Source organism: Chryseobacterium potabilaquae, assembly GCF_902728265.1.
Classification (GTDB): domain Bacteria; phylum Bacteroidota; class Bacteroidia; order Flavobacteriales; family Weeksellaceae; genus Chryseobacterium; species Chryseobacterium potabilaquae.
The window spans coordinates 18787-32897 of record NZ_CACVBR010000013.1 but is presented as its reverse complement, the minus strand read 5'-3'; the positions used below and the strand labels follow the sequence as shown (position 1 = coordinate 32897).

The following is a 14111-nucleotide window of genomic DNA, read 5'->3' as shown; positions in this document are numbered from 1 at the left end:
TAAATTTAAAAAGATTTTTATACCTGACAAAATTTTTATGATTTTTATCACATTTTGAATGGTTCTAAATAATCATTGCTAAAAAAAGTAACTATTATTGTAAATTATTCCCTAACAATCCAAAGAGAACTTTATCCCTTATTTCATCAGTAATTTCAGAAGTAGATTCAATATTTCTTTTGAACCAGAAATAAGAGTTATTGAGTGTATGAAGAATAAATCTCGTGGTAAAAGTTGGTGATTTTAATTCCCAATTTTCAGCCTGATAAATTTGAGAAATCAATTCCTCTACCTCTTGTTGATAATTTTTTCTTAACTCAATAAATTCGGGAAGCCTATCTTCTAAGTGTTTCCACTCATTGGAATAGATGTGGGTAACATCACGGTTTTGAAGAACCACCGATAAATGGCGGCCAATAAATAAATTTAATTTTTCCTTAGGGGAAATATTTGTATTCTTGACCTTCTGCAGTTCATCAAAAAATTCCTGCGCAATACCGAAACAAATCCACTCCAGAATTTCTTCTTTCGAACGGATATGAGCATATAAAGAAGCCGCCTTGATATTTAACTTTGTGGCCAAGTCTCTGACAGAACTACCTAGATATCCTTTCTCCTTGAAGAGCTCAACAGCTACTTCTAATATTTTCTTTTGTTTTTCCTTAAGCTCCATTTGATAAAATACAAAAGTAATTATTCTGTTTTAATATTATTATTTTAAAGATATGATTTTAAGTAGAAGCTTGAAAAGATATTTATAATTTACAAAAGTGAGCCTAAAGTCCGTACTGTCGAGTAAAGAAAACCAATCACTAAATTAGAAGCCATTCCTTATTCTCTTTCCTTAAACCTTAAAATTTCAAGATGTAAGCTTATGTAATTTTTTCTCATTCTAGTAATTATTTTTCAATATTCGGAAATTTTGTCTGTAAAAATTCATGCAAAAACATGAAATATGGAAATTTTGTCTATAATTTTAAAAAATGAAACAATTGAATAGTTTTTGCGATAATGTAATCGAATTAAATAATTGAAACACTTGAAAGACATCAGACTTTAGAAACTAAACTTTAAATAAAATTAAGATGAATGGCCTAAAATCTGATGTCTACAATTGAAACTAAAAATTATTGAAACTAAAAAATATAAATATGAACTTAAACCAATATACTGTAAAATCACAAGAAGCCATCCAAGCTGCACAACAAGTAGCCATGGAATTTGGCAATCAAAGTATTGAACCTCAACATCTCCTCGAAGGTATTTTTCAAGTAGATGAAAATATATCGCCTTTCTTATTAAAAAAATCAGAAGCAGATGCTAGTTTAGTAAGAGAGCGCAACCGTGAAAATTTAGAAAAACTTCCAAAAGTACAAGGAGGAAATATTTATCTTTCACAATCCGCAAACAAAGTTTTACTCGACGCACCTAACATTGCAAAAAAAATGGGCGATGAATATGTAACGATTGAACATCTATGGCTTTCTCTTTTAGATACTCATTCAGAAGTTTCGAAAATGCTGAAAGATATGGGGGTTACTAAAAACCTTTTAGAAGGAGGGATTAAAGAATTAAGAAAAGGAAGCAAAGCCACCTCTGCAAGTTCAGAAGAAACTTATCAATCCTTGAACAAATATGCAAAAAACTTTAATGAACTAGCCGCAGAAGGTAAACTGGATCCTGTAATCGGCCGCGATGAGGAAATTAGAAGAGTCTTACAGATCCTTTCGAGGAGAACAAAAAACAATCCTATTCTGATTGGAGAACCCGGCGTGGGTAAAACTGCAATTGCAGAAGGAATTGCCCATAGAATTATCAGCGGCGACGTTCCTGAAAACTTAGTGGATAAAACATTGTATTCATTGGATATGGGAGCTTTAATTGCCGGTGCAAAATATAAAGGAGAATTTGAAGAACGCCTAAAATCGGTTGTGAATGAAGTTATCAAATCAGACGGGCAAATTATTCTTTTTATCGATGAAATTCACACATTGGTTGGAGCAGGCGGTGGAGAAGGTGCTATGGATGCTGCCAATATTCTGAAGCCAGCTTTGGCAAGAGGAGAATTAAGAGCAATCGGTGCTACCACTTTGAATGAATATCAAAAATATTTTGAAAAAGACAAAGCATTAGAAAGACGTTTTCAAAAAGTAATGGTGGAAGAACCGGATACAGAGTCAGCCATTTCTATTCTTCGGGGAATTAAAGATAAATATGAAGCTCATCACAAGGTAAGAATCAAAGATGAAGCGATTATTGCAGCAGTGGAAATGTCTCAACGATATATTTCAGACCGATTTTTACCTGATAAAGCCATTGATTTGATTGATGAGGCTTCCGCCAAATTGAGGATGGAAATCAATTCAAAACCAGAAGAACTGGATGTTTTAGACAGAAAATTAATGCAACTGGAAATTGAATTGGCCGCTATTTCAAGGGAAGGCAATCAAACAAAGATTGATCATTTAAAAGAGGACATTGCAAAAATTTCTGAACAAAGGAACGAAATCAATGCAAAATGGCTAAAAGAAAAACAAAAATCTGAGGATTTAACACAGATTAAAAAAGATATAGAATCTTTAAAGCTCGAAGCTGAAAGAGCTTCAAGAACAGGAGACTATGCCAAAGTTGCAGAAATTCAATATGGGAAACTTCGTGAAAAAGAAGAAGAGCTTTCCAAACTTGAGATTGAAATGCAAAATCATCAGAATGAATTAATTAAAGAAGAAGTAACTTCTGAAAATATTTCTGAAGTGATTGCAAAATGGACAGGAATTCCTGTTATGAAATTACTTCAGTCTGAAAAAGAAAAATTATTAAACCTTGAATCTGAGCTTCATCACAGAGTGGTAGGGCAAGACGAAGCTATTCAAGCAGTAGCGGATGCCATCAGAAGAAACAGAGCCGGATTGAGTGATGATAAAAAGCCCATCGGATCTTTCTTATTCTTAGGAACAACGGGCGTCGGAAAAACTGAGCTCGCAAAAGCGTTAGCCGAGTTTTTATTTGATGACGAAAATAACATGACGAGAATTGATATGAGCGAATACCAAGAACGTCATTCAGTATCGAGATTAGTAGGGGCTCCTCCAGGATATGTTGGATATGATGAAGGGGGACAATTGACAGAAGCAGTAAGAAGAAGACCATATTCTGTGGTTCTTTTAGATGAGATTGAAAAAGCTCATCCTGACGTTTTTAATACATTACTCCAAGTATTGGATGATGGCAGATTAACAGACAATAAAGGACGGGTAGTGAATTTCAAAAACTCGATCATCATTATGACGTCCAATTTAGGTTCACATTTAATTCAGGAGAATTTTGAAAATATCACCGATGCCAATCAGGATGAAATTGTAGACAAAACAAAAGGTGAAGTTTTCGACTTATTGAAACAAACTTTACGTCCAGAATTCTTAAATAGAATTGATGAGATTGTATTGTTCCAACCTTTAAGAAAAAAAGAAATTGGAAAAATTGTTACGTATCAGTTGAGAGGATTCAATGATATGCTAGCCAAACGAAATATCATTATGACTGCTACCCAAGACGCTGTAGATTATTTGATGAATAAAGGGTATGATCCTGCCTTCGGAGCAAGACCATTGAAAAGGGTTATCCAACAAGAAGTTTTAAATAAACTATCTAGAGAAATTCTTGCCGGAAACGTAAATGATGGTGATAGAATCACGTTAGATTATTTTGAAGAAACAGGTCTCGTATTCAGACCCACTGAAAAATAAATAGTTTTTTTCATATATATTATTTTGTAAGTAAGTGCTGTAGATATTTCTATAGCACTTATTTATTTTATTAACTAACACAATATGAGATTCAAAACTTTATCGCTACCCTTTAAACTATCAAAAAAAATGATTTGAACTTCATTAATAATTTGATTTTTCAAGGAAGACATTCATACCCAAACATTTAAAAATAACAATTGAATAAATTATAGCATTTTTCTTTAAGAGATCAATAATTCTTTATAACTTTATTTAAGATTTCACAATCCGTAGAATCACGGTAAAGAATCAGGAAAAATACGTCCTATAGGAACCTCATTTTTTCTCGAACTTTGCTTTAATTAATTTTTCACTTAAAACTACCATCATGAAAACAAAACCAATTCCACAAAATGAATCTTCAGAAGCCACTTCTAGCCAAAACACAATTGCTTCGGAACTTGTTCAGAAATTAGTCAATAACTATCGAAACAATCAACTTATTGCAGTAAATAATGAATTAGGCATTAATGATGCTTTTTCCATTTGGTTTGATCTTCCCAAATTAAAAAATTTCATTAGCTGTATTGAAAATGAAGCTAAAAATGTAGATCCAAATGCAACAACTAATGATTTGGGAGTCAGATTTTATTACGCAGCTTATCCCAAAGCGGAGGAGTGGTCGATTATGAATGGACATCCTATTTCGCAAGAATATGCAGAAAAACACACTTTGGTATTAGTTCCAACCTTAAAAATGAAAGATGAAAATGGTAAATTATTGAATTATGATTTCAACTGCGCTAATGGGATGATTATGAATACAGCTGCAAAAACAATAGATCCCTCTGAAGAAACAATTGCAGAAAATCATGGAACACTTTCACCTCCATCTGACCCAAAAACTCAACAATTTTAATATAATACTATTTTTTACACCATAATACAATGACGGATTTTCAGAGAATACTACAAGATTCTTTAGTTTGGGCTGAAGGACTTACAGCTATAATATCTATTTTGTATTATAATCGAGAAAAAGATTCTTATTGGAAATATTTCTCCTTTTATCTTGTCTTTGTATTTTTGTGTGAAGTAATCGGAAAGTGGGGACATCTTGTGGTAGAATATAGTAAGCCCATTTTTTTTAATTACTTTGTCATACCCATTGAATTTATATTTTTTTATTGGCTATATGCTGCAAAGTCTTTTGGTAAAACAAAGTTGTTTTATTTATTATCTTTTCTGTATTTACTATCTTTTCTACCCAGTGAGTTTTATTTTACCACTAAAAAAATAATTTTCTCATTCAATTATACATTTGGGTGTCTCATACTCATGATCCTTGTAATCATGGAATATTATAAGCAGATTAATTCTTCCGAAATCTTAAATTTTAGCAGGAATAAAATGTTTTATATTAATTTGGGAGTTACATTATTTTATATTGGAACATTACCTTTTTGGACATTTTTCAGTCTCCTCAACCAATATAAAGAACTGTGGAATATTTATTTCAATTACTTCTTAATATCTGGAATTATCATGTATTTATTATTCTCAATTTCATTTATATGGGGAAAACAGAACTCTTAATAACTATTATTTTATTTAACGTTTTTTTCGTGTTGTTTGTTGCTGCCGTGATGGTATATATCAGAAAATATAAACAACGCAAAAGAGAATATTTAAATGAAATTGAAGTAAAAAACGAAATTCATAAAAGAGAACTTTTAACAACCCAATTAGAGATTCAACAAGCCACTATGCAACAAATCGGCCGTGAACTTCATGATAATATTGGACAGAAGTTAACCCTAGTAAGTCTCTATACTCAACAGTTATTATATGAAAATAAAGTTCCGGAAGTCAATGAAAGAATAGAACAAGTCTCACAGATTATTAATCAATCGTTACATGATTTAAGAAGCCTTTCAAAGACTTTAACGGATGATAATATAAATCAAAAGGGAATTGTAACTTTAATTGAAGAAGAGGTAAATAATACCAATTCGTTTAAAAAATGTAAAGTAAGTTTCGAACATAATTTCCAGCAACTTGATTTAGAATTCGTTCACAAAAATGTTCTCCTCAGAATTACTCAAGAGTTTATTCAGAATAGTATAAAACATTCTCAATGCAAAAATATTTTCATCAATCTCAATACATCCGATGAGGTATTATGGGAATTGAGTATCAAAGATGATGGAATAGGGTTTGACAAGTCCAAAATCACTTCCAATGGCATCGGGTTGACAAATATGAGAAACAGAGCCGAAATTATCGGAGCGATTTTTAGTATGGATAGTCAGATCAATATGGGAACTACACTCAATATAACTTTAAAAAAACAATCATGAAAAAAACCATCGTTATTGTTGATGATCATGTACTTATTGCTAAAGCTCTAGAAGGAATCATTGATAATTTTAAAGATTTTGAGGTTATTTATGTTGCAGAGAACGGAAAAGACCTTATACAAAAATTTGAAAATAATAGTAAAATTCCAGACATTATACTTCTAGACATTAGCATGCCTATAATGGATGGCTTTGAAACTGTTCTTTGGCTTAAAGAAAATCATCCTAATATTAAAGTAATGGCTCTTAGCATGCAAGGAGATGATAAAAGTGTCATTAAAATGATTAAAAATGGAGCAAAAGGATACCTATTAAAAAACACCCATCCAAAGGAATTAGAAAATGCGATTAAAAAGCTTAGTAATGATGGATTTTTCTATCCTGAATGGGCTTCAAAAATTATCTTTTCCAATCTAGGCAACGATGCAGTGGTTGAGAATAATTTAAAAATCTCAGATCGTGAAAGAGAATTTCTAAAATATACTGTAACTGAGTTAAGTTATAAAGAAATCGCGGACAAAATGTGCTGTAGCCCAAGAACAGTGGAAAGTTATCGAGACCAACTCTGTGATAAGCTAGAATTAAAAACCCGAGTGGGTCTTGCGGTTTTTGCAATGAAAAATGGCTTTGCCTAAATAAATTACATTATAACCAGTCAGCTCTTAATCTGATCATAACCACCAAATATTAACATAACTTTTAAAACAGGTTAAGGGCTGACTAATTCTAATTCAATTAAATACCACACTTTACTTTTTTAATCTACATTTCGTTAAAGCTAAATTAACGAGCTAATTCATATTTTTTTATTTTAATAGATTAATGTAATAATTTATACTGCGGTTTTTAATATTTATTTTACATTCCAATACATTTTAATTTTCATTTTTTTTATTTAAATATCTCTTTTTTTATTATTTTAGCAATTAAATACAATAAGATGAAAAAAAATATATTGACAATGATGGCAATACTGGCATTTTTTGAAAGTTATGCCCAAGATACAACTCGGCAAACGCGGCCTCTTTCTCTTGTTCTACCTGAAGCTACTCCTCAAAAAACATTTTTTCAAAAAGAATGGGTAAAGAAATCAATTGCTCCCACTATTCTATTTACTGCTGCTGCTGCTACTTGGGGAGAAAAAGAAAACATCAGAGAGCTAAGGAATCGATATATTCCGAATTTTAAGGTTCCTTATGATGATTATCTTCAGTATACCCCTGCTGTAGCCGTATACGGTTTGAAATTAGCCGGAGTAAAAGGAAGAAATAACATCGGAAGGGCTACCCTTTCTCATGGAGCCAGTCTTGCCATTATGGCCATTCTGGTGAACTCTATAAAATATACTACAAAAGTTGAAAGGCCAGATGGCTCTAGCAAAAACTCATTTCCATCAGGTCACACCGCAATGGCTTTTACCAACGCCAGCTTTCTTCATAAAGAGTATGGCCTTGTAAGCCCCGCCTACAGTATTGGTGGTTACACAGTCGCTACCCTCACAGGGGTTGGAAGAAACTTTAATAATAGACATTGGGTACCAGATATTTTAGCCGGAGCCGGAATTGGAATTCTTTCCACAGAATTGGGGTATTTCTTTATTGATAAGATTTACAAGAACAAAGGAGATAACCTAGGAATCCTATCTCGTATTGAAGGGAATGAAAATCCTTCTTTCTTATCTATCAAATTAGGTACTGCATTAGCAACAACCAATTTTTTAAGTCAAGCAGAGCTCAGCGAAAAAAAAGAAGTAGGTTTTGAAGCTGGTCTTGAGGGCGCTTATTTTTTTTCAAAACAATGGGGAATTGGTGGCGATTTCACCTTCAGCAGTTTCCCTGTAAAACCGGTGAATATTTTTAATGAACAGGATTTAGGAAGCTTCGATTTTGTAACACAATCATTAGGTTTCTTAAACTTTGGTATTGGTCCCTATTTTTCTCAAGATCTATCAGAAAAATTACAACTTACCTTAAAAACCACTGCAGGCTATTCTTCAGCAGCTAATGGTAAAGTATTTATAAAAGCTAATTTTATTGATTCTCCCACTGAGGAAATTGAGATCGCTGAATACCGACCTTCCAATAGCTTCAGATTCAACATAGGCACGGCTTTAACATATAAGCTCAATCCTGAACTCGGTCTTACTTTATATGCAGATTATAATCAAACAAAGTCAAAAATCACCTATCATTATAATAATTTTGATGAAGAAACGAATGATGAATATAATTCAGAACAAATCAGAGAAAATATAAGATATTTTACCATAGGGCTAAGACTTACTGCATATTTTTAAGAATTAAGAATTTAACATATTCGCCATCACTTTTCCAAATAAAGTTAATTCAACGTAAATAATTCACCAATAATTGAATTATTAAAAAAAATATACGGGTTTTTTGTTAAAAAACATTGATTCTTGCTATAAAACGTATTTCCTTATTGGATCTTACATTCAGACCCGATAAATTGCGATTACCAAATTATAAATGTAATATTATGAAAAACCTATTATTAGGGGCTCTTTTATTAGGGCTTTTTACATCCTGCAAGGATAATGACAACATTTCTTTCACTCAAAATGATGATTTACATGAAAAATCAAAATCCCATTCATTCAAGAGAACCTGCCCTTCTGAAGAACTCCGACAAGCAGCCTTAAGAAGTAATCCTGCGCTTATGCAAAAATACGAATTATTAGAAATGCAAACAAAACAATTTGCTAATAATATGAGTTTAGGAAAGGTACTTTCTGATGGAACTATTGAAATTCCCGTGGTAGTAAATATAATCTACAACTCTGAAACAGGAGACATTTCTAACACAAGAATTGAACAACAAATCAATATACTAAATGCCGATTTTGCAGGTACCAACAGTGATGCTAGTAATATTCCTTCAGAATTTGATGCAGTAAAAGCAGGAAACACAAAAATAAAGTTTAAACTGGCAGATGTTAAAAGAAAAAATTCTTCACAATCCAGTTGGGGAACTAATGACGATATGAAAAAATCTTCTACTGATGGAATTGATGCAACTGACCCTAATAGTTACTTGAATATTTGGGTAGTGGGTGAAATTTCTGGTGGAATACTAGGATACGCCACTTTTCCTGAATCTGCAGGCCAATGGAACGATGGAGTCGTGATTTCATCCATGTGCTTTGGTAAAACAGGCGCCAGCGCTCCCTTCAATCTAGGAAGAACAACTACGCATGAAGTAGGACATTACCTTAACCTTAGACATATTTGGGGAGATGCAAACTGTGGAAATGATCAAGTTAGTGATACCCCTACACAACCAAGCCCTAACTATGGGACACCCTCTTATCCATTAATGGCATCATGTGACGGAGACGATACCTCCGTGATGTTTATGAACTTCATGGATTATGTGGATGACAGCTCCATGTACATGTTTACAAAAGGACAAAAAACAAGAGCTCAAGCTGTAGTTGCAGCAGACGGAATCAGAGCCGGATTAAGAAATTAATTTAACATCTAAAATAACAAAGAAGCCATTTTCATTTATTAGGAAAATGGCTTCTTTATATTAATTAATAATTTGAGCCAAGATTATCAACTCAAATAATCTCAACTTTTAGGGGATTATTTTCATATTATCCTTGGGAGTATAATCCATAAAAATACCACCATCCAAACCGATTGACTTTACTTTTTTTCTAGTAGGTATGGTTAACATGAGTTGCTTTTGATCTTTTTCCCATAGAGAAGGTGAAAAATGAAGCTTTTCTGTCGTACCATCTTCATAATTAAGGATGGTATCAAAAGGAATCACAAACCCTCCTACATTATCTATATTGGCTATAAGAAGATCATTCCTTTGTAAAACATCGGTAATCTTTAAATCAATATAGCTATTGGTAAAAAACCAGTTATTAAAAAACCAGTTTAAGTTTTTACCAGATCCTTTATTCATAGAATTAAAATAATCCCAAGGTGTTGGATGCTTTCCATTCCAACTATCCATGTAATGATGTAATGCTTTTTTGAATAATTCATCTCCTAAATAGTCTTTCAAAGCCAGGTAAGATAAAGATGCTTTCACATAAGAATTATTACTATATCCCGCCCCACTTACCTGAGTACTCATGGTAATAATAGGCTGATCTTGTTCGGCAGAAGGATCATTTATCCACTTTTTTACTCTAAAATTTCGGTAAAAATCTTTTGCAGCAGCTTCTCCATTTTCATCAATCCCAATTAAGTATTCTAAAGTGGTAGCCCAACCTTCATCCATAAAAGCATAACGCGTTTCATTAATTCCCATATAAAAAGGGAAATAAGTATGTGCTATTTCATGATCAGCTGTAAGTCTTGCATCTTTAAAATCATCCGGAATACTGGTATCATTAATCATCATCGGATACTCCATATCTGCATATCCCTGAATAGCAGTCATTACATTATAAGGATATTCTATTCCCGGCCAATTTTTTGAAAACCAATCCAGATTATATTGCATCCATCCTATATATTGCTCAAAATCTTTAGCTCCCGCCTTATAACCTGCTTGTACACTCGCTCTTTTCGTTTTCAACTGTACACTTGCCGCATCCCAAACGTAATGATTACTTAATGCAAAGCAAAAGTCCGAAATATGGTTTGCTTTAAATTTCCAAACATTCCATTTATTTTGCTTTGTTACTTTTCCTGATTTCATTTCACTCTCATTAGCCACATGTATGATCTTATCACTTTTTAAAGAAGCTTTATATTTTTTTAAATAAGTAGATTGAAGAACATCTTCAGGGTTTAAGAAATCTCCAGTCGCCCAAACAACATAATTTCGTGGAGCCGTTATTGCAACTGTATAGTCATTAAAATCATTGTAAAATTCTTGTCTGTCCGAATGAGGCAACATATCCCATCCATTATAGTCATCATACACCGAAATTCTCGGATAAGAATAAGCTACAAAAAATGTTTCAGGATCAATTTGTCCTTCTCTCCCACTTTGTACAGACAATGGATATTCCCATTCGATTTTGATTTCGGTTTTAGATTTTGATTTTAAAACTGAATTTAATTTTATTTTTTCAACAGTTCCCCAATCGTCACTATTGATATTGTATTTTTCTCCATTCACAATAAAAGATTTTATTTCTAATCCTGAAGACAAAAAATCTTTGGAAGCAAATCCAGACCTAGGCGCTTGTGGCTTGTGAAGATTATTGACAAATCTAATCGCCAATTCAGAAAGATCATTGGAACTATTATTGAAATAGAATATGGTTTCTTTTCCTGAAACTGTCTTACTATTAGCATCCACTTTTACATTAATATTATAAATACCTCTGTTTTGCCAATAATTTTTTCCAGGTGTTCCAGATATATCACGAGTGCCATTTTCGTATGCTTTCTTAATATTTCTCGGCATATATAATTCCTGAGCGGCAATCTTCGGCAGTGAAACAATCATTAATAATCCAATAAAAAATTTCTTCATAACTCCAGCTTTTAAGATTGTCGCCAAAATTAGCGAAAATGTAATAGAGAAATGCAATTTATTTCATTATAATGTTTCCTAAAATTAGTTTTTAATTTGTTTTTTTAAAGCCGACTCTGCTCATCTATTTTTTTAATAGTTTTAGCATTCTTAACTGATTGATTTCCAAAATTAAATTTTAAGGAAAGAGTAAAGCCCTGCGTATCGTGATAATCCAAGAAATAATTATCCTGATTAGCATACTTTGTACTCACTTTTTGTTGTGTTGTTCTAAAAATATCATTAAAAATGAAACTGGCTTCTAGTTTTTTATTAAAAAACTTTCTATTCATGACAAAATAAGCAGACCAATTACTTGATATTCTAAATGTCCCTTGAATTCCCGGTGAATAGTAGCGATGTCCCAGCTCCATTTTCCAATCACTTGCTTTATCCAAAGTAAAAGACGTGGAAATGTCGGAAACCCAGTTCCAAACACTATTCTTATATACCATATCATCAATCCCCATAAAGTAATTTTCGTTATGTTCAAGATTTTCCGAAACAATTAAATTCCACCAAGGTTTGATTTCAAAATTTTTATATAAATTCACTCCATAGGCTTGCCCTTTCTCAATATTGGTGAAATAATAAATCACCTGATTTTTAGTAGGTTCTTGAAAGGATATTTCCATGGAAGGATCAATCTCTTTTCGATAATAAAAATCCAAACTCCACGCTTTCCATGAATAGGTAAAATTAAGATTATGAACAATTGTTGCTTTAAGTTTAGGATCACCCTGGAAATAAGAAAAAAGATTAAAATAGGACTTCGCAGGATTTAACCATGAATAAGTTGGCCGACTAATGCGCTTTCCGTAAGAAAAACCAAATTCTTGTTTATTTTCTGTGGAATATTGAATATAAAATGTTGGAAATAAATTCCAATAATTATTTTTATTAACCTCATAGGGCATGGAAACAATTCCTTCAAGGTCTGTCATTTCAGCACGCAACCCAGCTTTAAAATTCCACTTATTCAAATGGTAAGCAAGTGAAGTATAGAATGCTAGATTATGCTCTTTATAATCAAAAATACTGCTTTTATCTTCCCTATATTGAAGTAATCCATTTTCATTATCCGAGAAATCTAATTGGCTATTTGTTTTTACAAAACTATATTTTGCACCGGATTCTAATTCAATTTTTTCATTTTTCCATTGATAATCAGCCTGTGTAGAATAAAGAACAATATTATTTTTATTATTCGTCTGAAAATTATTTTGTGTAGGAGATTGCCCTATAAAATTTAAATATGTAAGTACATTCTGATATTTTTGGAAATCATTTCCTGCAAAATAATTAATCCAGCTCAAGCTACTTTTCTTATTCAATTTTTTATCTATCTGAAAGCTCAATGAATTATTTATACTGCGTGAATGATGATCATTGATGGTAGTATAATCTGACTCCAGTCTATTTTCATTATTAAAAATTAAAGTAGGTACATTATAAACTCCCTGAGAATTAGGGCTATAATATCCTGAATAATTAAAGCTTATATTAGTTAGGCTATCTGTCTCATATTCCACATTTACATTTATTGTATTCTGATTCATATTTTTATCTTTTCTATTCATCGTACTAATCCATTTCGTTTGATCTTCTTGATAGTTGACATAATCGGTCCCTTCTCGAAAATAGCTCCCAGCGCCTTTATAATAACTTGCCATTACTGATAATTTATTTTTTTTATAATATTGAGAAATACCTATATTACCTTTAGCGTACTGTGTCTGAATATATTTAGAAGAAATAACTCCACGATATCCTTCTATTTTATTTTTCTTCATCACAATATTAAGTACTGAACTTCCGGATGCTTCATATTTTGCAGGGGGATTGGTGATAACCTCAACAGATTTAATATCATCTCCTTGGGTATTTTCTAAAAGATTTTTTAGCTCATCTCCCGTTAGCATCACTTTTTTGTCATTAATAGTAACTACAATACCAGTGCTTCCTTTGATAGATAAGACATCATTAACAACCGTAACATTAGGTGTTTTCTTCAAGATTTCCCAAGCATTAAGAGACGAAATATTACTATCTTCTACATTGAACTCTAATCGATCTACCTTTCTTTTCACTAAAGGTTTCTTTTTCACCAACTTTACCTCTTCAATATCTTGATGATCTTTTTTTAGAACAATATTTAAACTTCCTTGTATATTCTCCAAATCAAGTGTTTTTTCAACATGTTCATATCCGCGAGCCTTAATACTTAATTTCACCATCCTTTCAAAAATATTATCTATTTGAAAGTCCCCACTCTCACTTGTAGCCAATGAGCTGATTAACTTATCATCGGTAGTATACACCTCGATACTAATGGAGCCAAGCTTCTCATTATGAATATCCAATACTTTCCCTTCAAGTCTGTATTGTTGGGTAAACATCATTATGGGAAAAATTAAAAAAAGAAGAATTTTATACATGATAAATAGTTTAAGATAATTGATGAAGCAAAATTCTATATTAATATGTAAATTTTGGGTTAACGGAAGGTTAATGA

General features: G+C 32.1%; 9 protein-coding genes. 6 read left to right on the top strand and 3 right to left on the bottom strand.

What is annotated here, in order from left to right; genetic code table 11:
• Nucleotides 1–94: 94 nt before the first annotated feature.
• Nucleotides 95–673 carry a TetR/AcrR family transcriptional regulator gene (locus CHRY9293_RS08930; RefSeq protein WP_162032664.1) on the bottom strand — a complete coding sequence of 193 codons (579 nt, stop codon included), beginning with the start codon at nucleotides 671–673 and terminating at the stop codon, nucleotides 95–97.
• Nucleotides 674–1151: 478 nt separating this feature from the next.
• Here CHRY9293_RS08930 and clpB point away from each other — a divergent pair, with 478 nt between their 5' ends.
• From clpB to CHRY9293_RS08900, 6 genes are all read left to right on the top strand, one after another.
• Nucleotides 1152–3746, top strand: a complete 2595-nt coding sequence (gene clpB, locus CHRY9293_RS08925) for an ATP-dependent chaperone ClpB (protein WP_162032663.1) — start codon at nucleotides 1152–1154, stop codon at nucleotides 3744–3746.
• 370 nt (nucleotides 3747–4116) lie between these two features.
• Nucleotides 4117–4647, top strand: a complete 531-nt coding sequence (locus CHRY9293_RS08920; RefSeq protein ID WP_162032662.1) for a hypothetical protein — start codon at nucleotides 4117–4119, stop codon at nucleotides 4645–4647.
• 655 nt (nucleotides 4648–5302) lie between these two features.
• Nucleotides 5303–6088 carry a sensor histidine kinase gene (locus CHRY9293_RS08915; protein WP_122634821.1) on the top strand — a complete coding sequence of 262 codons (786 nt, stop codon included), beginning with the start codon at nucleotides 5303–5305 and terminating at the stop codon, nucleotides 6086–6088.
• A complete protein-coding gene (locus CHRY9293_RS08910; RefSeq protein ID WP_122634822.1) occupies nucleotides 6085–6723 on the top strand; it encodes a response regulator transcription factor in 639 nt (212 codons plus the stop codon). Before CHRY9293_RS08915 ends, CHRY9293_RS08910 begins: the two co-directional genes overlap by 4 nt.
• Nucleotides 6724–7028: 305 nt before the next feature.
• A complete protein-coding gene (locus CHRY9293_RS08905; RefSeq protein ID WP_162032661.1) occupies nucleotides 7029–8384 on the top strand; it encodes a phosphatase PAP2 family protein in 1356 nt (451 codons plus the stop codon).
• A gap of 203 nt (nucleotides 8385–8587) precedes the next feature.
• A complete protein-coding gene (locus CHRY9293_RS08900) occupies nucleotides 8588–9580 on the top strand; it encodes a zinc metalloprotease (protein ID WP_162032660.1) in 993 nt (330 codons plus the stop codon).
• Nucleotides 9581–9688: 108 nt separating this feature from the next.
• Here the strand turns inward: CHRY9293_RS08900 and CHRY9293_RS08895 are convergent, their stop codons facing one another.
• Together CHRY9293_RS08895 and CHRY9293_RS08890 are read right to left on the bottom strand one after the other, a co-directional pair.
• Nucleotides 9689–11557 (bottom strand): M1 family metallopeptidase, encoded by a 1869-nt coding sequence (locus CHRY9293_RS08895; RefSeq protein WP_162032659.1) that lies wholly within the window; start codon nucleotides 11555–11557, stop codon nucleotides 9689–9691.
• Between the two features lie 104 nt (nucleotides 11558–11661).
• Nucleotides 11662–14034 carry an outer membrane beta-barrel family protein gene (locus CHRY9293_RS08890; RefSeq protein ID WP_162032658.1) on the bottom strand — a complete coding sequence of 791 codons (2373 nt, stop codon included), beginning with the start codon at nucleotides 14032–14034 and terminating at the stop codon, nucleotides 11662–11664.
• Between the last annotated feature and the right edge of the window lie 77 nt (nucleotides 14035–14111).